The following is a 24848-nucleotide window of genomic DNA, read 5'->3' as shown; positions in this document are numbered from 1 at the left end:
GCAGAACGGCGCGGGGTTTTTCTTTGGGGGGTCGCATGAATCTCGAAAACGGACTGCGCGCGCTGCGCACCTCGTCGCTGGTGGTGCGCATCAGCGCCATCGTCGTCCTGCTGGCCGGTATCGCGCAGCTCGTGCTGGGCGGGATCGCGGTAAAGCAGGAATACGAGCGGATCGCCGAAATCGAGGAGCTGAGTCGGCAGAACACCTATTACGGCTATCAGCTTCAGCAACGCGCGATCGATCAGCAATACAACCGCTCGAGCAGCGCCTTCTTCATCCAGGGCCGTTTCATGCCGTCCGAGGATTCGATGAAGCCCGACGCGCCCGGGGTGATCAGCCTTATCGTATTGCTCCTGTCAGGCCTGGTATTCGTTGGCGCAGCGCTGTTCTGGGTGTTTCGCGCCAACAGCAATCTGGCGCAGGTCGGAATCAAGAGCAAATACAGTCCTGCGCTTGCCACTGCGGCCTATCTCATCCCGGTCGCCAACCTGTTCCTGCCGTTTGAATCGATGCGCGAACTGCACAACCGCAGTCACGGGGAAGAGGAAGACTTCGCCCGTAGCCCGGTCGAGGACGTCACTGCATGGTGGACCGCGATGATGGTAGGCATGCTCATCTTCAGCGCCATGATCGTGAAATTCGCGCTCGATGTGGGGACCAATCTCGTCATCATGACGCCGATATGGATGGAGTTCACGATCATCGCCTTCGCTCTGATCCTGTTGCTGGGATCGGCGTGGCTTTTCGGCAGGTTGACCCGCTCCATCACTGCCGCACAGGCCGAATACCTGCCGCAGGTCGATACAAGCGCCCTCGCGGATGCCGCGCCGGCACGGCCCACGGTCACCATCATCGGCACCTGAAAACCGAGGCGTATTGACGTATTAATACACCATAGCTATACCTCTGCCATTCTCAACGGGGAGAACGGCTTATGTACAGCCAGGAAGACTTGAACTCCGCCGTCGCGGCGGGTGCGATCAGCAAGGACGCGGCAGATGCCCTGCGCGCCCATGTCGCATCCAGCCGCGATGCAGTGCCGGCAGATGCGGAACACTTCCGCCTCATCACCGGCTTCAACGACATCTTCGTCAGTATCGGCGTCGTGATCATGCTGGTTGCCATGGCGGCCATCGGCGATGCCATCTGGTCGAGCAATGACGGCCCCTCGCCCGTCTCGGCGGCGCTTGTTGCCGGCACGGCCTGGATGCTGGCCGAATTCTTCACCGCCAAGCGCCGCATGGCGCTGCCCAGCATCATCCTGCTGCTGGCATTCGTGATGGGTACATTCCTCACCTTCGTCGGCCTGATCATCGCTACGCTGAACGATGTGGCGCCAAACGACACGCTCGGCATGCTGCTGCTCGCCGGTTCCGGCCTGCTCACGGCCGGTGCGGCCTGGCTGCACTGGAAACGGTTCATGGTGCCGATCACCATTGCTGCAGGCACCGCCGCACTGGCAGGTACGGCCATCGCGCTGATCGTCGCGGCGATCGGTCCGGACACGGCGAATATCGAGAACATCATCCTCGGTCTCGTGTTCGCGGTCGGGCTCGTCATCTTCGGCTTCGCCATGCGCTGGGACATGAGCGATCCCACCCGCGAGACGCGCCGCAGCGACGTCGCCTTCTGGCTGCACTTGCTTGCCGCGCCGATGATAGCCCACCCGATCTTCGCCATGATCGGCGTGACCGAGGGCGAAAATATCGGCGCCCTTGCCGCCGTGCTGGTGCTGATGGTCTATATCGGCTTCGGCCTCGTCGCCCTTGCCGTCGATCGCCGTGCGCTGCTCGTCTCGGCTCTCGCCTACGTGCTGATCGCCCTGACCTTCCTGTTCAGGGAATTCGGCGCGGTGGAGCTGAACTTCGCGCTAACGGCCCTTGTCATCGGGTCGGCGCTGCTGACTCTCTCGGCACTGTGGACCCCGATCCGCCGCGCCGTGGTGAAAGGCCTTCCGGCCGACCTCAAGACGAGGCTGCCTGCCACGGCCTGACCGGCCCGGTACTGGAAACACAAGGCCCGCGTTTCGACGCGGGCCTTTTTCCAATAGTGGAGGGCGAGCGAATGCATATCCTGTCGGCCGCAAGGGAAGGACCACTCCGCCTGCTCCAGAGCCTTGTGATCCTCGTGCTCGCCGGTCTGCTGATTTTCTATCACACGACGATGCTGGTCGATTTCAGCAACTCGCACGATCCGGCCAGCGGCCCGCTCTACAATGGCATACAAGGCGTGTTGCGGGCCGCGATCATCGTCAGCCTGTCCCTCGTCCTGCTCGGGAAGCGTTTCGCTCTCTGGATGATGTGGCTGAGCATCGGATGTCTGATCGCAACGCACTACTGGGCACATTTCGGCCCCGTCACCGCCGATTTCACCGTCGGGCGTCACCCGCTTTCCTATCTCAAGGGCCTGATCTTCCCTTCGATCATCACCACAGCGTTTCTCTATCGCAGGTGACGGTCCGCGCGCGGCGCCCCTAGTCGTCGACCGCTTTCAAAAGCCGCCGCTCGACCGGTGCCATGACCCCGGCCAACTCGTGGCCGCGCTTCAGGATCTGTCCGTGCTCGCCATAGAGCGTCCACATGCCCTGCTTGGCGCGCAGGGCAGGCCGTTTCTCGATCCGCGCCTGCGGGCGTTCGGCGGTCCTGCGAAAGGCTGCGAAACTCGCCATGTCGCGATTGAAATCCATCGCATAATCGCGCCACTGCCCGGCTGCGACCATGCGGCCATAGAGGTCGAGGATGCGGGTCAGTTCCTCGCGGGTGAACCCCACTTGCAGCGGCTTGCGGCCGGGAAAGGCGACGATCTTGTCACCGAGGAAATTCATCAATCGTCCGTCCCGCTCCGCTGTGCAGGTTCACGCTCGGCACGCAGGGCTGCGACTTCCTCGCGCAGGGTCTTGAGTTCGGCTTCCAGCTTCTCGAGGCAATCGCGGGCCGGACCGCTGGTTTCGGCGCATGGATCGTCGCAGGGCGTGCCGTAGGGGATGAATTCCTTCAGCCAGTCTTCTGCCGGAACCAGCGTACTGCGGGCCTTGAGGCCGATCATCGTGGCACCTTCGGGCACGTCGTCCGTGACCACGGCGTTCGCGCCGATGCGTGCACGCCGGCCTACGGTAATCGGGCCGATGACCTGCGCGCCAGAGCCGATGATGACGCCATCGGAAATGGTCGGGTGGCGCTTGCCACCCTTGCCGTTGGCCGGATTGGTACCGCCCAGCGTGACGCACTGATAAATCGTCACATCGTCGCCGATATGGGCCGTCTCGCCGATAACAGAGAAACCGTGATCGATGAAGAAATTGCGGCCGATCTTGGCGCCAGGATGGATATCGATCCCCGTCACCATCCGGCTGAAATGGTTCACCAGTCGCGCCAGGAAGAAAAGCTCTGCCTCGAACAGCCAGTGCGCAACGCGGTGATAGGCCAGCGCCCAGACTCCGGGATACAGCAGGACTTCCCACCGGCTCCGCGGTGCGGGATCGCGTGCTTTCACGCTGTCGAGATAGGCTATCAGCCGTTCCAGCATCGGGGTAATTCTCCCACCAAGGGCGGTTTAAAGCAAGCGGCCCTGCTCGGGGCCCTGCACGGCTTCCAGCGCATCGCGCCATATCGACATGGTAGCGGGCGCCATCCGTTCAAGGCTCAAACGGTCGATCTCGGCCACGATCCGCTCGATTGCCGCGTAAGACCGCTCCATGCGCGGGACGAGATAGGCGGGCGCGCCCTCGCCCAGCGAAAGGCCGCGCTGGGCGGCCTGGCTGAGGATGAGTTCGGCGGCCATTTCATCGTCCGGCGGGCCGATCTCGAGCTGCAGGGCTGCGCCCATGCGGCTGCGCAGGTCCGGCAAGGCAATGTTCCAACCGCCCTCGCCCACTGTCAGCAGCAGGGGATAGCCGTCCTCTTGCGCACGGTTCCAGGCATGAAATATCTCGGTCTCGTCGCGGCCCTGCGCATCGTCGATCGCCCCGCCGCCAGTGTGCGAGGCGAACCAACGGGCGAAAAGCGACTTGCCCGACCGGGGCGGCCCGGCAAGCACGGCGGTGCGGAAAGGCCAGTCCTCCGCCCTTGCAAGCGCCTCGGCAACCGAACGATTGCCGGCACCGATCACTATGCGTTCGGGCTCACCGGAACGGGGATGCAGGAGCGGAAGGGCGATTTGCGACTGGGCCATGCGAAAACCCGGTCCATCAACGGCTGATAAGCAGCGCGTTGCTCCCCTGTCGGACCGTGAAACCGCGGTCGCGAAGGGCCTGCGCCAGCTGGCCGATCGATCCGGCGTAGCTGACAGTGAGGACAGTGGTGCCGCCGATAGCGGTGCTGCGCACGCCGATAGCGCGAACGCCGTTGCCGCCGCGAATGCCCGCCATGGCATCGTCGAACGAAGGCGCATCGGGCGTGACCACCTGCACGGTATAGAGCGCGACCGAGCCTTCCGGCGGGGGCGTGTTGATAGGCGCGGCGGTGATGGTTCCGTCGCTTTCTTCCGTCGGAACCTCGCTTCGCTGTTCGGCTACGGCATCCTGCGCCTTCAGGCGCCGGCCGAGTTCGACGAGACGCGCGATGCGCGGATCGAGGTCGCCCATGCCGATATTGAGCGTCGGGTCGGGCTTCAGCGTGCCGTCGGCCAGGGCGCGGGCAAAGATTGCATCGAAGCGAGTAACCGCCTGCGCAAGCATCTGGGGCAGCTGTTCGGGACTGTCCGCGCGCAGCTCGAACGAAGCGAGGAATTCGCTGTCCGGGCCGTGCCGCGCCGTGAAGCGCCCTTCCACCGGCCCGCCGGGGAAGGTGTAATGAAGGTCCGCGATCGGAATCAGCACGTCGGCCGCCCCGAAATCGTCGAGGATGTCGCGCCACCACACGCGGCTGCGGCGGCCGGTCTGGCCATAGGTCAGCAGCAGCGAATCCCCGCCTGCGCCGGCGGGACGGACGTAGTTTATCCGGCTCGCCCCGGCCTGGTACTCGGCCCAGGCGCGCTGCCACGGATTGCGCTGTTCGTAGACCATGGCCGTACCGCCGGACATGGTGACCGGCAGCAGCAGCATCGGCGCACTGCGCTGGGCCTGCCCCTCTGTACCGAGGTAACGCGAAGCCCGGGCACGGTCGAAGACCACGCCTAGCGTCGCGATGTAGCGCTTGGGGCCGAGGCGTTCACGCTGGACCACGATGGCGGAGACGAGGCTTGCGATTTCCGAATCCGGCAGCTTGGGCCCGTCGATCTTTTCCCAGGCCTTCACCTGCGCCTCTACCCACGCCTTGTCGCGCGCTTCGAGGCCCGTATCGGCCTTCACATCGACCTCGATGCCAAGAACCTCTATGTCGCTGGAAGCAGCGATCGGCGCGATACCGCGCTCGCCGCCCACTTGGGCGAGCGCAAGCCAGCCGGCACCGCCAGCCATGGCCAGTCCGGATGCAACGAGCGCGAGGCGCTTGGGTCGGGAAAGGGAAAAAAGGTGCCGCATGGGGAAAACAGCGCGCCTTTTGCCCAATCGCTTCTGGAAATCCAAGCGCGAATGCGCAAGGGGGCAAACATGAGCAGCGACAACCAGTCCTATACCTACGAACAAGCCGGCGTTTCGATCGATGCGGGCAATGCGCTCGTCAAGGCGATCGGCCCGCTGGTCAAGGCGACCATGCGCCCCGGCACGGACGGCGAAATCGGCGGTTTCGGGGGCTTTTTCGACCCCAACGCGGCCGGATACAAGGACCCCTTGCTGGTCGCCGGCAATGACGGTGTGGGCACCAAGCTGAAGCTGGCGATCGACACGAACCGGCATGACACGGTCGGCATCGATCTCGTCGCAATGTGCGTGAACGATCTGATCGTTCAGGGCGCAGAGCCGCTGTTTTTCCTCGACTACTTCGCCACCGGCAAGCTGGAGAACGGCATCGCCGAACGCGTCATCGCGGGCATCGCCGAAGGCTGCAAGCAGGCCGGATGCGCGCTGATCGGCGGGGAAACTGCCGAAATGCCGGGTATGTATGCGGCAGGCGATTACGACCTTGCCGGTTTCTGTGTCGGTGCGGTGGAACGCGGCGAACAACTGACCGGTGAGCGCGTGGCGCCCGGCCACATCTTGCTCGGGCTTGCCAGTTCGGGTGTCCATTCGAACGGCTTCTCGCTGGTCCGCCGCCTTGCGGTCGACAAAGGCTGGAAGCTCGACCGACCTGCCCTGTTCGACCAGGACCGCCTTCTGGCCGAGACATTGCTCGAGCCGACCCGCATCTATGTGAAGACTCTGCTACCGATCGTGCGCGACGGGCTAGTCGACGCGATGGCGCACATCACCGGTGGCGGCCTGCTGGAAAATATCCCGCGCGTCCTGCCAGCAGGCGCTCATGCCGAAGTCGATGCCGATGGCTGGGAGCAGCCTGGGCTGATGGCGTTCCTGCAGGCACAGGGGAATATCGAGCCGGCCGAAATGGCGCGCACTTTCAACTGCGGTGTCGGCATGGTCCTGGCAGTCGATCCGGCCAATGTCGAAATCGTCCGTTCGCGCCTCGAAGAGGCCGGCGAAACCGTGCTCGCGGTTGGCCGCATCGTCGAAGGCCAGAAGGGCTGCACCGTGCGCGGGTCACAGGGCACCTGGTCCGGCAAGTCCGACTGGGAGGCCGTGCACCTTGGCTGACAAGGCGAAGGTCGCGATTTTCATCTCAGGGCGCGGCAGCAACATGGCCGCGTTGCTCTATGCGAGCCTTTTGCCGGACAGTGCTTACGAGGTCTGCCTCGTCGCAGCCAACGATCCCGATGCGGAAGGGCTTATGCTTGCCTCGGCCGAGGGCGTGCCGACCTTTGCCCTTTCCCACCGCGGCATGACGCGCGCGGACCACGATGCCGTCATGGAGAAAGCCGCGAAGGAGGCGGGCGCGCAATATATCGTTCTCGCCGGATACATGCGCATCCTCAGCCCTGAATTCGTGTGCCGCTGGCAGGGCCGGATGCTGAACATCCACCCTTCGCTGCTCCCGAAATATCCCGGTCTCGACACCCATGCGCGCGCAATCGAGGCCGGTGACAGCCATGGCGGCGTGTCGGTCCATCTGGTGACTGAGGAACTCGACGCAGGCGAGGTTCTGGGCAGCCTGTCCGTCGCGATCCGTGCTGGCGAGACTGCGGACAGCCTCGCGGAACGGGTCCGCTTCGCCGAGCACCAGCTCTACCCGCGCGTCTTGTCCGATTACGTCTCGCGCGGAAGCGATCCGCACTATCTGCTGGGAAAGGTCCGCGCCCTCGCTCTCTCCCTGCCCGAGGCACACGAGCGCGAAAGCCACGGATCACCCGGCTGGCGTGCGGGCAGCGAGAAGTCGGGCAAGTATTTCGCCTATTTCAACGACCAGCACCACGGTTCGGAACACATCGCGCTGCTGGTGAAAACGGGGAGCATGGACGAACTGCTCGATCTCGTCGAAGCCCAGCCCCATGCCTATTTCAAACCGGCTTACTACGGTGCCAGCGGCTGGATCGGCGTGATCCTCAACCGGCCGGGCATCGACTGGGACCACGTCGCCGAATGGCTCGAGCGCAGCTGGCGCAGCGTCGCCCCTGCGAGGCTGGCCAAGCTGATCAACGCGGCAGAGGATTTCTGATGCAGCGCATCACCCCTTATCTCTTCTTCATCCTCGCAGCGGCCGCACTGGTGATGATCGCGGTCAAGGGCGATGCAGGTTTCGAGGAAGAAGTGGACCCGCTGCAGGCAGTGCTGGTCGTCGCGGGCGCGTTCGCCGGCGCGCATGCGCTGAGGTTCCTGGTCGGGCGCTGGCTGGCCAAGCGCAGCGGGAACGACGTGAGCGAGTAATCAATAAGCCCGCGCGTGTTCGGGCGCCAGCATTCGCGCCAGCCTTCGCGCCTCGCCGTCGCAAAAGCTCTGCCATTCGCACACGAGACCTTCCCTGATCTTCGCTCGCCACAGGCGGTCCTTTGCCACGAGGGGATCCGTAGCTTTCGTAGTACCGCGCATCAGCACCTCGTCCTCCACGACCGAGGAAGACTCCAAGAGAATTTCGAACTCCGGCTCCATCTGCATGAATTGCAAGGTTGCGTTGCGGATCGCGTCATGCCCCTCAATGCAGCCGCCGGCACTGTCGATGAAGCGGCAATCAGGTGTGACAGAAGCGACCACGGCGGACGCGTCGTGCCGGTTGAAGGCATCGACCAGAGCCCTTGCGCTGCGCTTCTTGCGAATGGTCCCTAACACCTTTGCCCCCCGGCCGTTGTAATCTCAGGCGAAGCTGGTCGCCCGCTCTTCCCTCTTCCTGAACACTGATGCGAAACGCGGCAGGCTGATACCGTCGGCATTCCGCGTGATCTCGATCTGCGAGATCGAAGTCCCCTCGAAACTGACGCGCCACATGATGGTGCCGTTGACGCGGTGATCCCCGCCTTCGACATGGCCACGGACCAGGACCTCGTCCCGATTGGGCTCGACCGAATCCAGAATGATGGTCGGATACCCCGCCGCTTTCAGAAACGAATCCTGCATGGCGAGGTACCGCTCCCGCCCCTCGATCCGGTGTCCCGACTGGTCGCACACCACGATCCCCGGCGCCACATGGCTGCGCACGGCATCCATGTCTCGCCGGTTGAGGGCATCCCGAAAGCTTTGCACGGCGCGCACGTGACGCCTGCGCTCCCGGGTAGAGGGGAGAATCGCGGGAATCATAACGGGCGCAATCCTACCAGAGGATGCGCCCGTTACCTAACTCGTCAGAGTCCCCGGGGATGATCTCCCCGAAAGCCAACAAATGTTAGCCGACGATTTCGTCTTCGTTGAAGAAGAAGTCGATTTCGATCTTGGCGTTTTCGTCGCTGTCCGAACCGTGGACCGAGTTCGCTTCGATCGATTCGGCGTAGGTCTTGCGGATGGTGCCTTCGTCGGCATCGGCCGGGTTGGTGGCGCCCATCACGTCGCGGTTGCGCTTCACGGCGTCTTCGCCTTCGAGGACCTGCACGACGACCGGACCAGAGATCATGAAGTCGACCAGTTCACCGAAGAAGGGGCGTTCCTTGTGGACCGCGTAGAAGCCTTCGGCCTGTTCGCGGGTCATGTGGATGCGCTTGGAAGCAACGACGCGCAGGCCGGCGTCTTCCAGCATCTTGGTGACCGCGCCGGTCAGGTTGCGGCGGGTGGCATCGGGCTTGATGATCGAAAAGGTGCGGGTAACCGCCATGATGTGTGTTCCTTGCGAAGTGTCTTTTATGGGGGAGAGAGTTCTCGCGCGCGCCCCTAGCGCCGGGAGGGCGCGCGGGCAAGCTTGTTAGCCGATGCCCTGCCCGACGGTGATCTGCGCATCGGTCCCCGAATCCTGCGGCTTGGCCTGGAGCGTAAACGTCATGGCGCCTGCCGTTTTGCGGCCGGCGAGGATTGCGCCTGACTCGCCGGGAAGGTCGGACGTGAGATCGAAACCACTCGACTTCGCGAGTTTACGGTAGAAGTCCGTCAGTTCCGCCGCTTCCATGTCGCTGGTGAATTCGACGGTGACCAGCCTGCCCTCGCCCTGCTCGACGCGGGTTGCGCGAATGACCGTCGCACCGCGCGGCAGTGCGAAGGGTGCGGGAAGCCCCGGATCGACCCTTTCGCCTGCGGCAAGGGTCGTGGTCACACCCTGGGCATCGGTGTGCGTGGCGCGGACCTCGCCCGTCTCGCGGTCGACCGTGTAGCTGCCGCTGGCATCTGCCACAGCGGAAGGGTCTTCCTCTGTACGTGTCGCACCGTCTTCGCTCTCGCAAGCGGAGATCAGCATGGCAGCCATTGCCGCAGGTATCAGGAATCGCCCCATACACCTGATGACGGGCGTGGGGCGCTTGTGTTCCTGCGCGCCTCAGCGCCCCTCGCGCCAGCCGCCTTCGGGGGTCTGCTTGAAGATCCGGTTGTCGATATCCTCGCGCGGGGCAAGCTCGCGCCAAAGATTGCGCGCCGCTTCTGTCGCGGCCTCGTCGAACAGCAGCATGACGCGCGCGAAGGCACTCGCCTCTTCCCGCCAGACACCATCGGCAAGGATCGCCATGGAGGCTTCGTTCGGCGCAGCGCAGCCGTCGGACACGAGGATCGGCTGGCGCGCGGCATGGGGCGCATCGGCCGGGCCATTGGCGAAGAAAGTGCCGCCGCCCTTTGCCCACAAGGCGTTACCCAGCCTTTCGCGTAGCGCGGGATCCGCGGCGACTACCAGCAGCCGCTCGCCGGCCTGCATGACCTTGCCCGCCAGCTTGACCACGGTCACGTCGACGGGGTCACGGCTGAGCTGATAGAAATCCACCCGGGTCATGCGCTGGCCTTGCCCTTGCTGCGCCGGCACCGTTCCGAACAGTACCGGACATTGTCCCAGTCCCGTTCCCATTTCTTGCGCCAGGCGAAAGGGAGCCCGCAGGCCTCGCAGACCTTGGTCGGCAGGTCTCCCTTTCGGCGCATCTTGGGAATGAGATCGCCCTTTCGATCAGCCTTCGACGGTTTCAGACACCAGCCGGTCGATCAGGCGCACGCCGTAACCCGTTGCGCCCTTGCCCCAGGTCCGGCCCGGCTTGTCCGACCACGCCTTGCCGGCGATGTCGATGTGTGCCCAGGGCGTGTCGTCGGCGATGAAGCGCTGCAGGAACTGCGCTGCCGTGATCGAGCCTGCACCCTTGCCGCCGATGTTCTTCATGTCGGCGATCGGGCTGTCGATCAGCTTGTCGTAGGCCTTGCCAAGCGGCATCCGCCACATGGTGTCGCCGGTCGCCTCGCCCGCCTCGATGAGATCCTTGGCAAGGCTGTCATCGTTGGAGAACAGGCCGGCATATTCATTGCCGAGCGAGATGATGATCGCGCCGGTCAGCGTGGCGAAATCGACGATGCGGGTCGGCTCGAATTCCTGCTGCGTCCAGTGCAGCGCGTCGGCCAGCACCAGGCGGCCTTCGGCGTCGGTATTCAGCACTTCGATGGTCTGTCCGCTCATCGAAGTGACGACGTCGCCCGGGCGCTGCGCATTGCCGTCGGGCATGTTCTCGACGAGACCCATGACCCCCACGACATTGGCCTTGGCCTTGCGCTTGACGAGCGCGAGCATGCCGCCCGCAACCGCGCCGGCACCACCCATGTCCCACTTCATGTCTTCCATGCCCGGCCCCGGCTTGATCGAGATACCGCCGGTATCGAAGGTCACGCCCTTGCCGACGAAGGCCACCGGACGCTCGCCCGGCTCGCCGCCGTTCCAGCGGATGGCGAGGATGCGCGATTCGCGCACCGAGCCCTGGCCGACGCCGAGCAGCGAACCCATGCCGAGCTCTTCCATCTGCTTTTCGTCGAGCACGATCAGTTCCGCGCCCGTGCCCTCGAAGCGCTGCTTGCAACGTTCGACGAAGGTTTCGGGGTAGATGATGTTGGCCGGTTCGGTCACCAGCTCGCGCGTGAACTCGACACCTTCGGCAAGCGCCGTCAGCTCGTTCCATGCCGTGTCGGCATCGTCGGGTGCGCCGACGACGGTGACCTTCTTGAGAGTGACCTTCTGGTCGTCCTTCATCTTCGTGCGATAGATGTCGTAGCGCCAGTTGCGCAGGCGCAGGCCCAGCAGGACATGGCCGACTTCTTCGGCGGACAGGCGGTTCTCGGTCACGTCGAGGACCAGTTCCTCGTCGCCGCTGCACTGATACTTTGCCGCGAGCGCTGCGCCCGCCTTCTCGAGATTGGCGAGACGCGCATCGTCCGACGCCTCGCCCGAGCCGGCCAGCGCCAGCCGTGCAGCGCCATCTGCGGTTTCGATGAAACCATCGAAGGTCTGGCCGGTATTGCCCTTGAACCGCGCGGCGTCCGCGCCGGCTCGCATTGCAGCGGGAAGCGACGAGGGAAGCTTGCCCTTGTCGACGACATGCGCAATGAGGCGCGCCGCTTGCGGTAGGGTCTGGCTGAACTGGATGTGCATGGAAACTCCCGGAAATCTGTCTGAAGCGGCCCTTTCGCTCGCTGCCGGGCCGCCAAGGATGGCGATTGCGATTAGGCGTGGGCGGTGCGATAGGCAAGCCATGCGCCAGCACCCCCGGACTTCGCGCCCTGCCCTGTTGCACGCCCTGGGGACAGGTGCGGGCCTTGTTGCGCTCATGGCGGCAACGCCGCTGGCTGCGCAGGACGGAGCGGCGACCGGGACCGGCACGGTCGAGGAGCCGCAGGGCGACGCGCCGAGCGACCTGCCGCCCCCGCTCGATCGCGAGGTAGATCTGCTCGATCCGGCCAGCGAGCTCGACCCGCCGCCCGGCCCCGAATTCAACGAGGCAGGCGAACGGCAGATCGCCTTTGCTTCCGATATCCTGAGCTATGATGCCGACGCGGAAATCGTCACGGCCCAAGGCAATGTGGTGCTTCGCTCTGGCGAACGGTCGGTGCGCGCCGACAGCGTCAGCTGGAGCAGGCGCACCGGCGTCATCGTCGCCACCGGCAACGTCCGCTTCGTCGACGACAACGGCAACCAGCTCTTCGCCGACCAGGTCGAATTGACCGACGAATTCGAGGCCGGCGCGCTGGAGAACCTGCTCCTGGCCCTGCGCCAGGGCGGACGGCTTGCCGCCAATCGCGGGATTCGCGAGACCGACGGCACCATCTCGCTGGAACAGGCCGCCTATAGCGCCTGCGCAGTGGTATCGCCGGACGGCTGCCCGAAGGAGCCCAGCTGGCGCATCACCGCCGAGCGGGTGATCTACGACCCAGCCGATTCGCGCGTGCGTTTCCGGGGCGCCTACCTCGAACTGTTCGGTGCCCGGCTGCTGCCGCTTCCGGGCCTTGCCATCCGGACCGATGGCGGTGCGGTCAGCGGATTCCTGGTGCCCGACCTGCGGATTTCGGAAAGCAACGGCGTCGAGGTTTCGGGTAGCTATTACATCCGCTTCGACGACAGCAAGGACCTGACGGTTTCGGGCTATGTCTTCACCGAAGCGCCGCCCATGGTTTCCGCGCAATGGCGCCACCTGACCGACAAGGGCGCCTACCAGATCACCGGCTATGCCACGCACAGCCGCCGCCTGACCGCTGCCGGAAGCAATGAGTCCTTCGACAGCGAGGCGCGTGGTTACGTCTTTGCCAACGGCACATTCCAGTTCACCCCGGAATGGAGCCTGACGAGTTCGATCCGGCTCGCCAGCGACCGGACTTTCCTGCGCCGTTACGACATCAGCCGGGACGACCGCTTGCGGTCCATGGTCGAACTGGAACGGATCGACCGCAATTCCTATTTCTCGCTTGCCGGCTGGGCGACGCAGACGCTGCGGCTGAACCAGGACCAGGGGCAGGTGCCCATCGCCCTGCCCGTGCTCGATTACCGGCTCAAGCTCGACGATCCGGTGCTGGGCGGCAATGTCCTGCTGCAGGCCAATACGCTCGCCATCACGCGCGACATCGGACAGGACACGCAGCGCGCCTTTGCCAAGGCGCAATGGGACCTCAGGCGCGTAACCGGCATGGGACAGGTGGTGACGGTCACCGGCATGCTGCGCGGCGATGTCTACCATTCCGACCACAACGACCTGACCCAGACCGTCTCCTATCGCGGTGATACCGGCTGGCAGGCACGCGGAGTGGCGCTGGGCGCGATCGACGTGCAATGGCCTTTCGTCGGCGAACTTTTCGGCGGAACGCAGGTATTCACCCCGCGCGTCCAGCTGGTCGCCACGCCGCCGATCCGGAACCTTGCCATTCCGAACGAGGATGCGCGCGCGATCGACCTGGAAGATTCGAACCTCTTCGCGCTCAACCGCTTCCCCGGGTACGACCGGGTCGAGGACGGCGCGCGCGTGACCTATGGCTTCGACTGGGAGCTGCGCCGCCCTGGCTGGGAGATCAAGACGACCCTCGGCCAGTCCTATCGTCTCGATGCCGACCGCGAGATATTCCCCGACGGCACGGGCCTGTCCGAACGTGTCAGCGACATTGTGGGCCGCACGGAACTGCGCTTCCGCGACTTCGTGAAATTCACCCACCGGTTCCGGCTCGACAAGGACAACCTCGCCGTCCGCCGCAACGAACTCGATGCCACGTTCGGGTCGAGCAAGACCTACATGGAAGTCGGCTATCTGCGCCTCAACCGCGACATCACGACGGTGGAAGATCTCCAGGACCGCGAGGAATTGCGCGCGGCTGCCCGCGTCTCGATCGCCAATTACTGGTCGGTCTTCGGATCGGGCGTGTTCAACCTCACCAATCGCGAAGAGGACCCGACCCTATCGAGCGACGGTTTCCAGCCGATCCGCACGCGCCTCGGCGTCGCCTACCAGGACGATTGCCTCGAAATGGGCCTGACTTGGCGGCGCGATTACGTGTCCGCCGGCGACGCGGAACGCGGCGATACCTTCCAGCTCTATTTCAGCCTCAAGAACCTCGGCTTCAGATAGGCGGTGATCGCTGGGCCGGGCGTGGTTGGCAGCGCGGAGCAAACGCGCTATCCGCGCCCACCAATCAGCTACGGTTAAGCCGCTGTGCGGCAAAGGCCGGAACTACCCGGGCGCGCTGGCCGCGCCGCAACTGGATTTGAGACGCGTGAACGCAAAACTGCTTGCCAAATATTGCGGCGCTGCCGCACCGGTCGCCGCCGCACTTGCCTTCGCTGCCAGCCCGGCAGGACTGCTTGCGCAAGCCAGCGTGACCGCGAACACGCTCGACCTGCCGCAGCAGGTCACCATGCTGACCAATCCCGACCCCAACGTCCGCAAGGCGACCGCGGTGGTGAACGGCCACGTCATCACCGGTACCGATCTCGACCAGCGCGTGGCGCTGCTCGTCGATGCGAGCCGGGGCGAGATGTCGCCCGAGGAAATGCAGCGCGTGCGCGCTCAGGTCCTGCGCAATCTCATCGATGAAACTCTGCAGATCCAGGCTGCCGAAGCCGAGGACATCAAGATCGAGCAGGCCGAAATCGACCAGACCTACGCGCGTCTCGCCGCGCAGAACGAACGCCCGCTCGCGGAAATGGACAGCTACCTGCGCTCCATCGGCTCCGCGCCGGCCTCGCTCAAGCGCCAGATCCACGGCGAACTCGCCTGGCAGCGCCTGCTGCGCCAGAAGGTCGCTTTCTTCGTGAACGTGTCGGCCGAAGAAGTGAACGAGCTGATGCAGCGCCTCGAAGCCTCGAAGGGCACCGAGGAATACCGCCTTGGCGAAATCTACCTCTCGGCAACGCCTGAAAACCAGGCCGCAGTCGAAGCCAACGCGATGAAGATCGTGGAACAGCTTCGCCAGGGCGGCAGCTTCGTCGCCTATGCGCGCCAGTTCTCCGAAGCGTCCACCGCTGCCGTTGGCGGCGACCTTGGCTGGATCCGCCTGCCGCAGCTCAAGAACGCACAGCTCGAAGCCGTCGCGCGGGAAATGCAGCCCGGCCAGCTGGTCGGCCCGATCGCCATTCCGGGCGGCTATTCGATCCTCTACCTGATCGAGAAGCGCCAGGTGCTTACCGCCGATCCGCGCGATGCGATGCTGAGCCTGAAGCAGATCCAGATCCAGTTCGACCCGAACGCGACCCAGGCGCAGAACGAAGCCAAGCTGCAGGGCTTCCTGCAGGGCCTCGAAACCATGCGCGGTTGCGGCAGCGCGAACGAGATCGCGGATTCAATCGGTGCCAGCGTGGTCGACAACGACCAGCTGCGTGCCCGCGCGCTTCCCGAGCAGCTCCAGCAGCTGATCCTCAACCTCAACATCGGCGAAATGACCCCGCCCTTCGGCGATGCGAAGGATGGCGTGCGCGTGCTCATGTTGTGCGGCCGGGACGATCCCGAAGTGCAGGCCGGTCCGGACTTCGACACGCTGATGCAGCAGATCGAGGACGAGCGTATCAACCGCGCCGCGCAGCGTTACCTGCGCGACCTGCGCAACGACGCCTATATCGAATATAATTGACGCCCGCCCCGCTCCCCCTCGCCGTATCCTTGGGCGACCCTGCGGGGATCGGGCCGGAAATCATCGCCGCAGCCTGGTCTAACCGCCGGGCAGAAGGACTTGCGCCCTTCTTCGTTACGGGCGGCGCAGGCGTGCTTGGTGCCGCAGCGCATTCACGCGGCCTTTCGGTGCCGGTCGAGCGGATCGCGAGGCCGGAATATGCAGCACAGGTCTTCGACCGCGCGCTGCCTGTGCTCGGGCTGGAGGATGCGCCTTTTCGCGCAGGCCAGCCTGAAGAAGGCGGCGCGCGCCTTGCCCTGCATTCGCTGGAGCAGGCGACCGGGCTGGCTCTGCGCGGCGCGGCAGGCGCAGTCGTCACCGCGCCGATCGCCAAGGGTGAACTGGCGCGCGTGGGCTTCGACCATCCGGGCCAGACGGAATATCTTGCCGCCGCCTGCGGGCTCGACCAGCGCGATGCGGTGATGATGCTTGCGGGGCCGAGCCTGCGCGCCGTACCGCTGACCGTCCATTGCGCGCTGTCCGAAGTGCCGGGGAAGCTGAGCGAGGACCTCATCAGCCACCGCGCGCGCATCGTCCACGCTGCTCTCGAACGCGATTTCGGCATCGAAAACCCGAGGCTGGCGGTCTGCGGTCTCAACCCTCATGCGGGCGAGGACGGACGGTTCGGCGACGAGGAACAGCGGATCATTGTGCCTGCCGTCGCTCGCTTGCGCGCCGAAGGGCTCGAAGTGACCGGCCCACACCCCGGTGATGCGCTGTTCACGCCCCGCGCGCGCAAGTCCTATGACGCGGCGCTTGCCATGTATCACGACCAGGCGCTCATCCCGCTCAAGGCGCTCGATTTCGACGAGGGCGTCAATGTGACGCTCGGCCTGCCGATCGTGCGCACGAGCCCCGACCATGGCACCGCCTTCGACATCGCGGGCAAAGGCCTGGCCGATCCGGGTGCGATGATCGCGGCGCTGCGCATGGCGGGCGACATGGCACGCAGGCGCGCGGCGCATGGCTGACCTGCCCCCCTTGCGCGAAGTCATCGCGCGTCACGGCCTGTCCGCGTCGAAGGCGCTCGGCCAGAACTTCCTGTTCGACGAGCAATTGCTCGACCGGATCGCGGCTATCCCCGGCGACCTGTCCGGCAAGCAGGTCCTCGAAGTCGGCCCCGGTCCCGGAGGCCTGACCCGCGCCCTGCTGAGAGCCGGTGCGCGCGTCACTGCCATCGAGATGGACCGCCGGTGCCTTCCCGCGCTGGCCGAACTCGGTGAGGCGTTCCCCGGCCAGCTCCGCGTCATCGAAGGCGACGCGCTGAAAATCGACCATGCGGAGCTGATGGGCGGCGAGCCCTTCGCGGTCCTATCGAACCTGCCCTACAACGTCGGCACCGCGCTGTTCGTGCGCTGGCTCGGCGGCGAGGAATGGCCGCCGCTCTGGACCAGCCTGACGCTGATGTTCCAGCAGGAAGTGGCCCAGCGTATCGTCGGGCAGGCCGGCGGTTCGGCCTACGGCCGCCTTGCCGTGCTCGCGCAGTGGCGCGCGGAGGCGAAGATGGCGATGAAAGTGCACCGCAGCGCCTTTACCCCGCCGCCCAAGGTGATGAGCGCGATCGTCCATGTGGTGCCCGGCACCATGCCCGAGGGCGTCTCCGCTCGCGTGCTCGAACGGCTGACGGAAGCCGCCTTTGGCCAGCGCCGCAAGATGCTGCGCCAGAGCCTCAAGGGCGTGCCAGGCGCGGTGGAGGCGCTCGAGACGATCGGCATCGATCCCCAGCGCCGTGCGGAAACACTGTCGGTCGCGGAATTCGTCGAACTGGCGCGCGCCCTTACGAACTAATCCGCGTCGCGCACGGTGCGGCGGTAGAGGTGCCAGGTCGCGTGTCCGAAAACGGGCAGCAGGACCAACAGGCCCAGGAATGCCGGGATCATCGCAGCCATCAGCGCAATGGCGATGATCGCCGCCCAGATAACCAGCATCGGCCGGTTCGACCGGAACGCGGCAAGGCTGGTGATGATTGCCGTCAGGAAATCGACTTCCCGGTCGACCAGCATCGGCAGGCTCATCACCGTCACCGCGTAGAATGCCAGCGCCAGTATCGCGCCGACCAGCGTGCCGACCGCCAGCATCGCCATGCCGGCAGGCGTCGTGAACGCCTCCAGCGATTCCCCCACGCCCGATTCCGCCATGAAAATCGCGAAGATGCCGTGGGCGATGATCATCCAGAAGCTGAAGGCCACGAAGACGATGCCGCCCATCATGATGAGCTGTTCATCGCCCTTGCCCCGGATCGCGCCGAGGACAGCTCCCCATTTCACCGGTTCGCCCGCCTCGCGCCTGCGGCTGACCTCGTAGAGGCCGACCGCGGTGAATGGCGCCACCAGCGGAAATCCGGCAAAGGCGGGAATGAGCCACAGGGGCTCCCCCCATTGGAACAGGGCCACGGCGAGGAACAGGCCGGCGCCGACATAGATGGAGGCGAAAAAGAGCCCGTATTGCGGACAGGCGATGAAGTCCGCGAACCCGGCTTTCAGTGCCGCCACGAGATCCGAAAACCTCAGGTTCCTGGCCACCCTGACCGGCGCAATCGGCGCGTCCGTTGCTGCTTCCATGAAGCTCTCTCCCCGCGAACCCCGTTATGCAGGTAGTCTGCTACAGCTTCCCGCCAGCATCAAGTATCGCGCTGTTCGCGCAGCAGGTCCGCCCTTTTCACCATCAGGCGGAGCACTTTTGAATACTCTGCCAGCGCTTCGATAGTGGTGCTGTAGACCTGTATCTCGATGCCTTCGACACCTTCCATCCGCAAGCCGTAGTCGCCCTTGCCGAGCGTCCACGGGGCCGGTTCGACCGTCATTTTCGCAAACGGCAGGAACAGGTCGCGGCAGCCGTATTTGAAGGGCGGCATCACCGACAGCGAGAGACCCTCGGCATAGAGGTCGAAGGTCACAGGCGGGTAGACGCGCGACTTCAGATCGCCCGACAGGTGGCCGAAGCGGAACCCCGGCTGCGCGATACGGATCGCACCCGCCTTCTCGGTGAAGACCGGCTTGCCGGCATCACGCGCAGGATAGAGCGCCTCGAACTCCCGCCAGCGCGAGGTGGTCGCCCGCATTATGAGATAGAGAATGAAGAACATGCCGACGAGGCTGACCGTGCTCACCACGGTCATGTAGATGCTTTCGAGCATGTCCCCCACGGCGCCCCTCCTCTCAGGCGCCTGTTATCGCGCCTTTTTCTCCCGTCGCCAAGCATGGAGGAGCGGCTCGGTATAGCCGCTCGGCTGTTCGACACCCTTGAAGATGAGGTCCTTGGCCGCGCTGAAGGCCGGACCGTCCTCGTTCTGCAGCAGCGGCTCGTAGAACGGATCGCCTGCGTTCTGTTCGTCAACCTTGGCGGCCATGTGGCGCAGACTGTCCATCACCTGCGCTTCTGAGATGACTCCGTGAAGCAGCCAGTTGGCGATGTGCTGGCTGGAAATGCGCAGCGTTGCGCGGTCTTCCATCAGGCCAACGTCGTTGATGTCGGGCACCTTCGAACAGCCCACGCCCTGGTCGATCCAGCGCACCACGTAGCCGAGCAGGCCCTGGCAATTGTTGTCCAGTTCCTCGCGGATTTCAGCCTCGGACCAATTGCTACCCTCTGCCAGCGGAATGGTGAGCAAATCGTCGAGACCGGGCACATCGCCCAGCCCCTTCTGGATCGTGAACACGTCCTCTCGGTGGTAATGGATCGCGTGGAGCGTCGCCGCAGTCGGGCTCGGCACCCAGGCGGTGTTGGCACCGGCGCGCAGATGGCCGATCTTCTCGATCATCATCTGCCCCATGAGGTCGGGCGCGGCCCACATGCCCTTGCCGATCTGCGCGCGGCCCGACAGGCCGTGACGCAGGCCGATACCGACATTGCGCGCTTCATATGCCTTGAGCCAGGCGGAGGACTTCATCTCGCCCTTGCGCATCATAGGTCCGGCACGCATCGAGGTGTGGATCTCGTCGCCGGTGCGATCGAGGAAGCCGGTGTTGATGAATACGATGCGGTCTTTCACCGCATGGATGCAGGCGGCGAGGTTCGCCGAAGTGCGGCGTTCCTCGTCCATCACCCCGACCTTGATCGTGTGGCGCGGCAGGCCGAGCAGGTCCTCGACCGCGTCGAACAGGTCGTTGGTGAAACCGCATTCCTCCGGCCCGTGCATCTTGGGCTTCACGATGTAGATCGAGCCGCAGCGGCTGTTGCCATACTTGCCCAGCCCTTCGACATCGTGCGCGCCGATCGCGCTGGTGACGACGGCATCCATGATGCCTTCGGGGATTTCCATGCCGTCCCAGCGCATGGCGGGATTGGTCATCAAATGGCCCACGTTGCGCACGAACATGAGGCTGCGACCGGGCAGCTTGCGTTCCTCGCCATCCGGCCCGGTGTAGGTCTTGTCGCCAGCCAGCATGCGCGTGAGCGTCCGACCGCCCTTCTCGAAGCTTTCCGACAGGTCGCCGCGAATGATGCCGAGCCAGTTGGTATAGGCGATGAGCTTGTCCTCGGCATCGACCGCCGCGACCGAATCCTCGCAGTCCGCGATGGTGGTCAGCGCAGCTTCCAGGACAATGTCGGAAATGCCTGCCTTGTCGGTCCTGCCGACCGGGTGATCGCGGTCGAACTGGACCTCGATGTGGAGGCCGTTGCTGCGGAACAGCAGGCCCTTCCCGGTATGCCCGACCCACTGGGTCTCCTCCTTGAGCTTGCCGTCGTGCTCGTTGGCGAGGTCGACCCAGCTCTGGTCCACCAGCGGCAACGCCTCGTCGAGGAAGCTGCGTCCGGCAGCGATCACCGCCGCGCCGCGCTGCTCGTCATAGCCGCCGGGTTTGGCAGGCGGCGCGTCGAGCACATCGGTGCCGTAAAAGGCATCGTAGAGGCTGCCCCAGCGTGCATTGGCGGCGTTGAGCAGGAAGCGGGCGTTGAGGATCGGCACGACCAGCTGCGGCCCCGCCATGGTGGCGATTTCGGGATCGACGTTCTGCGTACCGATGGTGAACTCGCCCTGTTCGGGGACGAGGTAGCCGATCTCGCGCAGGAAGGCCTGGTATTCGCCCTGGTCGACCTTCTGGCCGGCACGGTCCGCGTGCCATGCATCGATCTTCGCCTGCAAATCGTCGCGCTTTGCCAGCAGCGCGCGGTTGCGCGGCGCGAATTCGCCGAGCAGCGCGGCAAAACCCTGCCAGAAAGCGCCTGCATCCCGCCCGAGCGGAGCAAGGACATCGGTTTCGATGAAGGTGGCCAGCGCCGGGTCGATTTCGATACCGGCGCGCGTCACGTATTCTGTCATGGAACTCCCTTGGGTATGCATAGCGGCAATGTGGACCCGGGGAGGAGCGAGCTGACCTATGCCGCCAGCGGTTGACGAATGCAAGCCACGGGGTGGACACTGGAAATAGCCCGACTAAGGACGTTGCCGATGAAACCGGATTTTGCCCCGCAAGCCCTTCTGGACGCCGTCGATGGCGACACCATGCTGCGCGAGGTGCAGGACTGGGCTGCGATCAATACCGGCACTGCCAATATCGCAGGTCTCGACCGGATGGCAGGCGTGCTCGCCGACGCTTTCAGCGTGCTGCCCGGAGAGGTGGAGCTGGTCGATCCGGCCCCGGTCACGGCGATCAGTGCCGAGGGGCGCGAATTCGAAAAACCGCATGGCCGCCACATGGTGCTGCGCGTACGGCCCGAGGCGGAGCGCCGTTTCGTGCTGACCGGCCACATGGACACTGTGTTTCCGGTCGACCATTCGTTCCAGGAAGTCCGCTGGCTCGACGACGATACGATCAACGGCCCCGGTACCGCCGACATGAAGGGCGGGCTCAACGTGATTCTCCACGCGCTGAAGCTCTTCGAGACGACCGAGGGGGCCGCACGCGTCGGCTACGACGTCATGATCAACTCGGACGAGGAAACCGGCAGCCTCGCCAGCCGCGGACTGATAGAGGAGCTGGCGCGGGGCAAATATGCCGCGCTGACCTACGAACCCTCCGCCCTGCCCGACGGCACTTTGGCCCATGCGCGCGGCGGCACGGGCAATTACTCGATTACCATTACCGGCCGCTCCGCCCACGCCGGGCGCAACCCGCACGAAGGACGCAATGCCATCGTCGCCGCGTCGGATCTCGTGCTGCGGATCAAGACGCTCGAGGCCGAGGACATCACCGTCAATCCGGCCAAGATCGAAGGTGGCAGCGCGAACAATGTCGTACCCGACCTTGCAGTCCTGCGCTTCAATATCCGGCCAAAGTCGACCGAAGCCATGAACCGCTTCGACGGCGAGCTGGGCGTGATCCTGCGCACGATCGAGGCCGATCACGAGGTCGGCGTGCATCGCCATGGCGGCGTCACCCGCCCGCCCAAGCCGGTCGACGCGAAGGCGCAAGCCCTGTTCGATCTAGTCAAGGAATGCGGGGCACAGCTCGGCCAGCAGATCGGCTGGCAGCCGAGCGGCGGCGTATGCGACGGAAACAATATCGCCGCCACCGGCGTGCCCGTGGTCGACACCATGGGCGTGCGCGGCGGCGCCATCCATTCACCGGACGAATACATGATCGTCCCCTCGCTGAGGGAGCGCGCGGCACTATCCGCCCTCGTTCTGGCGAAGCTTTCCACCGGAGACCATTTGTGACCTATCGCCTGCGCGCCGCGAAACCCGGCGACCTGGAGCATCTCTACGAGATGGCAAAGCTGACCGGTGGCGGTTTCACCAACCTGCCCGCCGATCGCTCGGCCCTGACACGCAAGCTGGAGCGGGCGCAGAAGGCTTTCGATCGCAAGGATGATGCGATCGGCGACGACCAGTTCGTGCTGATCCTCGAAAACACCGAGACCGGCGAAGTGCGCGGCACCTGCCAGTTGATGAGCATGGTCGGCCAGCAATGGCCGTTCTATTCCTATCGCTTGAACACGCTGACCCAGCACAGCCAGGAACTCGACCGGACGGTGCGGGCCGAACTCCTCAGCCTTGTGACCGACCTCGAAGGGTCTTCGGAAGTCGGCGGCCTGTTCCTCCACCCGGCAGCGCGCGCAGGCGGCCTCGGCCTGCTGCTGGCACGCAGCCGCTACCTTTTCGTCGCCATGCACCGCAAGCGCTTTGCCGACCGCATCCTTGCCGAACTGCGCGGCGTGATCGACGATCGCGGCGGCTCGCCCTTCTGGGACGGCGTCGCGGGCCGGTTCTTCGGGATGAACTTTCAGGAAGCGGACTATTTCAACGCGATCAACGGCAACCAGTTCATCGCGGACCTGATGCCCAAGCATCCGGTTTACGTCGCCATGCTCAACAGCGAGGCGCGCAAGGTCATCGGCGTGCCGCATCCCACCGGCCGCGCGGCCATGCGGATGCTGGAGAACGAAGGCTTCGCCGCGGAAGGCTACGTCGACATTTTCGACGGCGGCCCGACCATGACTGCCCGCACCGACCAGGTGAAGAGCATTCGCGAGGCCAAGGCTGCCAAGATCGCCGCAACCACGCTCGAAAAGGGCGAGAAGGCGCTCATTGCAACGGGCCGTCTCGACGCGTTCCGCTGCTGCTACGGCCTGCGCGAGTTCGGCGAGGACGGGAGCATCTCGATCGATGCAAACGCCGCCGAAACGCTCGGCGTCGGAAGCGGCGACGAAGTATGGAGCGTGGCGCGATGAGCCTGGTCGAGATCAATTTCGACGGCATCGTCGGCCCCTCGCACAATTACGCCGGCCTCAGCCTCGGCAATATCGCCAGCGCCAGCCATGGCGGGGACGTGTCCTATCCGCGCGCCGCGGCGCTGCAGGGTGTCGCCAAGATGCGCGGCAATATGGAGCGCGACCTTGCGCAGGGCTTCCTCCTGCCTCTGCCTCGCCCCAACTTCGGCCTCATCCGCGATCTCGCGATCGACGCATCGGCACCGCGCCAGTTGCTTGCTGCGGCCTGGTCGGCATCGAGCATGTGGACGGCCAATGCGGCGACTGTCAGCCCCGCACCCGACACGGCCGACGGACGCTGCCACCTGACGCCTGCCAATCTCGTGACCATGGCCCACCGCGCGCAAGAATGGCGCGACACCAAGGCCCAACTCGACATCGCCTTCGGCAACCGCGAGCATTTCGCGGTCCATGACGCGGTCCTGCCGACCTTCGGCGACGAGGGCGCGGCCAACCACATGCGCTTCTGCGAAGGGCACGGCAGCGAGGGCGTGGAGGTCTTCGTCTATGGCCGGCAGGGCGGCAAATTCCCGGCCCGCCAGCACGAACAAGCCAGCCGCGCGGTCGCACGCATCCACGGACTCGACCCGGCAAAATGTGTCTTCATCGAGCAGAACCCGGAAGCGATCGAAGCCGGTGCGTTCCATAATGACGTGGTCTCGGTCGCGAACGAGCGCGTGCTGTTCACGCACGAGCGCGCCTTTGCCGACCGCCAGGGCGCCTATGACGCCATCGCAGCCGCTTTCCCTGCGCTGCAGGTGGTGGAGGTGCCCGAAAGCGCCGTCAGCCTCGACGAAGCGATCCGCAGCTACCTCTTCAACGCCCAGCTTCTCACGCTGCCGACGGGCGAGATGGCGCTGGTCGTCCCGACCGAGTGCCGGGACAGCGCCAGCGTCTGGGACTGGTGCGAGCAGATGCTCGCTTCCAATGGCCCGATCCGCCAGGTCATTCCAGTCGATGTGAAACAGTCGATGGCAAACGGCGGCGGCCCGGCCTGCCTGCGCCTGCGCGTCGTGGCCGATCCGGCCACGGTCGATCCGCGCTTCATGCTCGACGAGATGAAGGCCGACAGGATCGAGGCGGTCATCGCCGAAACCTGGCCCGAACAGATCGATCCCGCCGATATCGGCACCGATGCGCTGGCGAAAACGGTTGTCGAGGCGCGTGAGGCATTGCTGACTGTCCTATCCTTGGACACTCTCGCATAAGCAGCCGCTACAGAGTTAACGCGCTGGACTCGCTTTGTCGGGCGGGCTTACACTCCTCGTTGCATTAACCATTGCATCCCGCAGGCCTGCGTCGCTGGCACAGGTTT

General features: G+C 64.9%; 27 protein-coding genes. 13 read left to right on the top strand and 14 right to left on the bottom strand.

What is annotated here, in order from left to right; all coding sequences use genetic code 11:
- Nucleotides 1-35 precede the first annotated feature (35 nt).
- The 3 genes from LC083_RS10900 to LC083_RS10890 all read left to right on the top strand — a co-directional run bounded on the left by LC083_RS10900 (nucleotide 36) and on the right by LC083_RS10890 (nucleotide 2454).
- Nucleotides 36-863, top strand: a complete 828-nt coding sequence (locus LC083_RS10900) for a DUF4328 domain-containing protein (protein WP_226700407.1) — start codon at nucleotides 36-38, stop codon at nucleotides 861-863.
- A 71-nt stretch (nucleotides 864-934) separates the two neighbouring features.
- A complete protein-coding gene (locus LC083_RS10895; protein ID WP_226700406.1) occupies nucleotides 935-1993 on the top strand; it encodes a hypothetical protein in 1059 nt (352 codons plus the stop codon).
- A gap of 71 nt (nucleotides 1994-2064) precedes the next feature.
- A complete protein-coding gene (locus LC083_RS10890; RefSeq protein WP_226700405.1) occupies nucleotides 2065-2454 on the top strand; it encodes a hypothetical protein in 390 nt (129 codons plus the stop codon).
- Between the two features lie 19 nt (nucleotides 2455-2473).
- Here the strand turns inward: LC083_RS10890 and LC083_RS10885 are convergent, their stop codons facing one another.
- From LC083_RS10885 to LC083_RS10870, 4 genes are read right to left on the bottom strand one after another with little or no spacing between them, the layout of a single operon-like run.
- Nucleotides 2474-2824 (bottom strand): DUF2794 domain-containing protein, encoded by a 351-nt coding sequence (locus LC083_RS10885; RefSeq protein ID WP_226700404.1) that lies wholly within the window; start codon nucleotides 2822-2824, stop codon nucleotides 2474-2476.
- Nucleotides 2824-3525, bottom strand: coding sequence for a serine O-acetyltransferase EpsC (epsC, locus tag LC083_RS10880; RefSeq protein ID WP_160606344.1), 702 nt, complete (start codon nucleotides 3523-3525; stop codon nucleotides 2824-2826). The genes LC083_RS10885 and epsC overlap by 1 nt, the downstream gene beginning before the upstream one ends.
- Before the next feature lie 27 nt (nucleotides 3526-3552).
- Nucleotides 3553-4170, bottom strand: coding sequence for an ATPase (locus LC083_RS10875; protein ID WP_226700403.1), 618 nt, complete (start codon nucleotides 4168-4170; stop codon nucleotides 3553-3555).
- Nucleotides 4171-4186: 16 nt separating this feature from the next.
- The gene (locus LC083_RS10870; protein WP_226700402.1) at nucleotides 4187-5395 is read right to left on the bottom strand and encodes a heavy-metal-associated domain-containing protein; all 1209 of its coding nucleotides are present in this window, start codon (nucleotides 5393-5395) and stop codon (nucleotides 4187-4189) included.
- 132 nt (nucleotides 5396-5527) lie between these two features.
- On the opposite strand from LC083_RS10870, the gene purM reads away from it, so the two are divergent.
- Genes purM through LC083_RS10855 form a run of 3 tightly spaced genes read left to right on the top strand, consistent with a single transcriptional unit; the run spans nucleotide 5528 to nucleotide 7792 of the window.
- Nucleotides 5528-6625 (top strand): phosphoribosylformylglycinamidine cyclo-ligase, encoded by a 1098-nt coding sequence (gene purM / locus LC083_RS10865; protein ID WP_226700401.1) that lies wholly within the window; start codon nucleotides 5528-5530, stop codon nucleotides 6623-6625.
- Complete coding sequence (purN, locus tag LC083_RS10860) at nucleotides 6618-7583, top strand: phosphoribosylglycinamide formyltransferase (protein ID WP_226700400.1); 966 nt, start codon at nucleotides 6618-6620, stop codon at nucleotides 7581-7583. The genes purM and purN overlap by 8 nt, the downstream gene beginning before the upstream one ends.
- Entirely contained in the window at nucleotides 7583-7792 is a 210-nt protein-coding gene (locus tag LC083_RS10855) for a hypothetical protein (protein ID WP_226700399.1), read from the top strand. The genes purN and LC083_RS10855 overlap by 1 nt, the downstream gene beginning before the upstream one ends.
- On the opposite strand, the gene LC083_RS10850 is transcribed toward LC083_RS10855, so the two are convergent.
- From LC083_RS10850 to LC083_RS10820, 7 genes are all read right to left on the bottom strand, one after another.
- Nucleotides 7793-8191 (bottom strand): nuclear transport factor 2 family protein, encoded by a 399-nt coding sequence (locus tag LC083_RS10850; protein WP_226700398.1) that lies wholly within the window; start codon nucleotides 8189-8191, stop codon nucleotides 7793-7795.
- Nucleotides 8192-8215: 24 nt separating this feature from the next.
- Complete coding sequence (locus tag LC083_RS10845; protein WP_226700397.1) at nucleotides 8216-8656, bottom strand: nuclear transport factor 2 family protein; 441 nt, start codon at nucleotides 8654-8656, stop codon at nucleotides 8216-8218.
- Nucleotides 8657-8741: 85 nt separating this feature from the next.
- Nucleotides 8742-9164 carry a nucleoside-diphosphate kinase gene (ndk, locus tag LC083_RS10840; RefSeq protein WP_160606337.1) on the bottom strand — a complete coding sequence of 141 codons (423 nt, stop codon included), beginning with the start codon at nucleotides 9162-9164 and terminating at the stop codon, nucleotides 8742-8744.
- A gap of 87 nt (nucleotides 9165-9251) precedes the next feature.
- A complete protein-coding gene (locus LC083_RS10835; RefSeq protein WP_226700396.1) occupies nucleotides 9252-9746 on the bottom strand; it encodes a hypothetical protein in 495 nt (164 codons plus the stop codon).
- 69 nt (nucleotides 9747-9815) lie between these two features.
- On the bottom strand, nucleotides 9816-10259 hold the full coding sequence (locus LC083_RS10830; protein ID WP_226700395.1) for a DNA polymerase III subunit chi: 444 nt from the start codon (nucleotides 10257-10259) through the stop codon (nucleotides 9816-9818).
- Entirely contained in the window at nucleotides 10256-10402 is a 147-nt protein-coding gene (locus LC083_RS10825; protein WP_261388682.1) for a DUF2256 domain-containing protein, read from the bottom strand. Before LC083_RS10825 ends, LC083_RS10830 begins: the two co-directional genes overlap by 4 nt.
- A 25-nt stretch (nucleotides 10403-10427) precedes the next feature.
- Complete coding sequence (locus LC083_RS10820; RefSeq protein ID WP_226700394.1) at nucleotides 10428-11888, bottom strand: leucyl aminopeptidase; 1461 nt, start codon at nucleotides 11886-11888, stop codon at nucleotides 10428-10430.
- Between the two features lie 100 nt (nucleotides 11889-11988).
- Here LC083_RS10820 and LC083_RS10815 point away from each other — a divergent pair, with 100 nt between their 5' ends.
- The 4 genes from LC083_RS10815 (at nucleotide 11989) to rsmA (ending at nucleotide 17668) form a co-directional block, all read left to right on the top strand.
- On the top strand, nucleotides 11989-14343 hold the full coding sequence (locus tag LC083_RS10815) for an LPS-assembly protein LptD (protein WP_226700393.1): 2355 nt from the start codon (nucleotides 11989-11991) through the stop codon (nucleotides 14341-14343).
- 145 nt (nucleotides 14344-14488) lie between these two features.
- Entirely contained in the window at nucleotides 14489-15841 is a 1353-nt protein-coding gene (locus tag LC083_RS10810) for a peptidylprolyl isomerase (protein WP_224832200.1), read from the top strand.
- A 29-nt stretch (nucleotides 15842-15870) separates the two neighbouring features.
- Nucleotides 15871-16851, top strand: a complete 981-nt coding sequence (gene pdxA / locus LC083_RS10805; protein ID WP_413469455.1) for a 4-hydroxythreonine-4-phosphate dehydrogenase PdxA — start codon at nucleotides 15871-15873, stop codon at nucleotides 16849-16851.
- Nucleotides 16844-17668 (top strand): 16S rRNA (adenine(1518)-N(6)/adenine(1519)-N(6))-dimethyltransferase RsmA, encoded by an 825-nt coding sequence (gene rsmA / locus LC083_RS10800; protein WP_226700391.1) that lies wholly within the window; start codon nucleotides 16844-16846, stop codon nucleotides 17666-17668. The genes pdxA and rsmA overlap by 8 nt, the downstream gene beginning before the upstream one ends.
- Here rsmA and LC083_RS10795 read toward each other — a convergent pair.
- From LC083_RS10795 to LC083_RS10785, 3 genes are read right to left on the bottom strand one after another with little or no spacing between them, the layout of a single operon-like run.
- On the bottom strand, nucleotides 17665-18441 hold the full coding sequence (locus LC083_RS10795) for a DUF2189 domain-containing protein (RefSeq protein WP_226700390.1): 777 nt from the start codon (nucleotides 18439-18441) through the stop codon (nucleotides 17665-17667). The genes rsmA and LC083_RS10795 overlap by 4 nt on opposite strands.
- A gap of 59 nt (nucleotides 18442-18500) precedes the next feature.
- Nucleotides 18501-19025, bottom strand: coding sequence for a hypothetical protein (locus LC083_RS10790; protein ID WP_226700389.1), 525 nt, complete (start codon nucleotides 19023-19025; stop codon nucleotides 18501-18503).
- A gap of 24 nt (nucleotides 19026-19049) precedes the next feature.
- Entirely contained in the window at nucleotides 19050-21143 is a 2094-nt protein-coding gene (locus LC083_RS10785) for a malate synthase G (RefSeq protein WP_226700388.1), read from the bottom strand.
- A 129-nt stretch (nucleotides 21144-21272) separates the two neighbouring features.
- Between LC083_RS10785 and LC083_RS10780 the strand changes: the two genes are divergently transcribed.
- The 3 genes from LC083_RS10780 to LC083_RS10770 are packed head-to-tail and all read left to right on the top strand — an operon-like array spanning nucleotide 21273 to nucleotide 24741.
- Nucleotides 21273-22481, top strand: a complete 1209-nt coding sequence (locus LC083_RS10780) for a hydrolase (RefSeq protein ID WP_226700387.1) — start codon at nucleotides 21273-21275, stop codon at nucleotides 22479-22481.
- Nucleotides 22478-23494, top strand: a complete 1017-nt coding sequence (locus LC083_RS10775; RefSeq protein ID WP_226700386.1) for an arginine N-succinyltransferase — start codon at nucleotides 22478-22480, stop codon at nucleotides 23492-23494. The genes LC083_RS10780 and LC083_RS10775 overlap by 4 nt, the downstream gene beginning before the upstream one ends.
- On the top strand, nucleotides 23491-24741 hold the full coding sequence (locus tag LC083_RS10770; RefSeq protein WP_226700385.1) for an N-succinylarginine dihydrolase: 1251 nt from the start codon (nucleotides 23491-23493) through the stop codon (nucleotides 24739-24741). Before LC083_RS10775 ends, LC083_RS10770 begins: the two co-directional genes overlap by 4 nt.
- Nucleotides 24742-24848: the final 107 nt, after the last annotated feature.

It is taken from the genome of Qipengyuania gaetbuli (genome assembly GCF_020524765.1).
GTDB classification, from domain to species: domain Bacteria; phylum Pseudomonadota; class Alphaproteobacteria; order Sphingomonadales; family Sphingomonadaceae; genus Qipengyuania; species Qipengyuania gaetbuli_A.
The sequence above is the reverse complement of the archived record's forward strand: the minus strand, read 5'-3'. Positions and strand labels throughout refer to the sequence as shown.

Bases quoted from the DNA above. Each gene is read 5' to 3' on its own strand.
- LC083_RS10900 (WP_226700407.1), top strand. From the start codon at position 36: ATGAATCTCGAAAACGGACTGCGCGCGCTGCGCACCTCGTCGCTGGTG.
- LC083_RS10895 (WP_226700406.1), top strand. From the start codon at position 935: ATGTACAGCCAGGAAGACTTGAACTCCGCCGTCGCGGCGGGTGCGATC.
- LC083_RS10890 (WP_226700405.1), top strand. From the start codon at position 2,065: ATGCATATCCTGTCGGCCGCAAGGGAAGGACCACTCCGCCTGCTCCAG.
- LC083_RS10885 (WP_226700404.1), bottom strand. From the start codon at position 2,824: ATGAATTTCCTCGGTGACAAGATCGTCGCCTTTCCCGGCCGCAAGCCG.
- epsC (WP_160606344.1), bottom strand. From the start codon at position 3,525: ATGCTGGAACGGCTGATAGCCTATCTCGACAGCGTGAAAGCACGCGAT.
- LC083_RS10875 (WP_226700403.1), bottom strand. From the start codon at position 4,170: ATGGCCCAGTCGCAAATCGCCCTTCCGCTCCTGCATCCCCGTTCCGGT.
- LC083_RS10870 (WP_226700402.1), bottom strand. From the start codon at position 5,395: ATGGCTGGCGGTGCCGGCTGGCTTGCGCTCGCCCAAGTGGGCGGCGAG.
- purM (WP_226700401.1), top strand. From the start codon at position 5,528: ATGAGCAGCGACAACCAGTCCTATACCTACGAACAAGCCGGCGTTTCG.
- LC083_RS10855 (WP_226700399.1), top strand. From the start codon at position 7,583: ATGCAGCGCATCACCCCTTATCTCTTCTTCATCCTCGCAGCGGCCGCA.
- LC083_RS10845 (WP_226700397.1), bottom strand. From the start codon at position 8,656: ATGATTCCCGCGATTCTCCCCTCTACCCGGGAGCGCAGGCGTCACGTG.
- ndk (WP_160606337.1), bottom strand. From the start codon at position 9,164: ATGGCGGTTACCCGCACCTTTTCGATCATCAAGCCCGATGCCACCCGC.
- LC083_RS10835 (WP_226700396.1), bottom strand. From the start codon at position 9,746: ATGGCTGCCATGCTGATCTCCGCTTGCGAGAGCGAAGACGGTGCGACA.
- LC083_RS10830 (WP_226700395.1), bottom strand. From the start codon at position 10,259: ATGACCCGGGTGGATTTCTATCAGCTCAGCCGTGACCCCGTCGACGTG.
- LC083_RS10825 (WP_261388682.1), bottom strand. From the start codon at position 10,402: ATGCGCCGAAAGGGAGACCTGCCGACCAAGGTCTGCGAGGCCTGCGGG.
- LC083_RS10820 (WP_226700394.1), bottom strand. From the start codon at position 11,888: ATGCACATCCAGTTCAGCCAGACCCTACCGCAAGCGGCGCGCCTCATT.
- LC083_RS10815 (WP_226700393.1), top strand. From the start codon at position 11,989: ATGCGCCAGCACCCCCGGACTTCGCGCCCTGCCCTGTTGCACGCCCTG.
- rsmA (WP_226700391.1), top strand. From the start codon at position 16,844: ATGGCTGACCTGCCCCCCTTGCGCGAAGTCATCGCGCGTCACGGCCTG.
- LC083_RS10795 (WP_226700390.1), bottom strand. From the start codon at position 18,441: ATGGAAGCAGCAACGGACGCGCCGATTGCGCCGGTCAGGGTGGCCAGG.
- LC083_RS10785 (WP_226700388.1), bottom strand. From the start codon at position 21,143: ATGACAGAATACGTGACGCGCGCCGGTATCGAAATCGACCCGGCGCTG.
- LC083_RS10780 (WP_226700387.1), top strand. From the start codon at position 21,273: ATGAAACCGGATTTTGCCCCGCAAGCCCTTCTGGACGCCGTCGATGGC.
- LC083_RS10770 (WP_226700385.1), top strand. From the start codon at position 23,491: ATGAGCCTGGTCGAGATCAATTTCGACGGCATCGTCGGCCCCTCGCAC.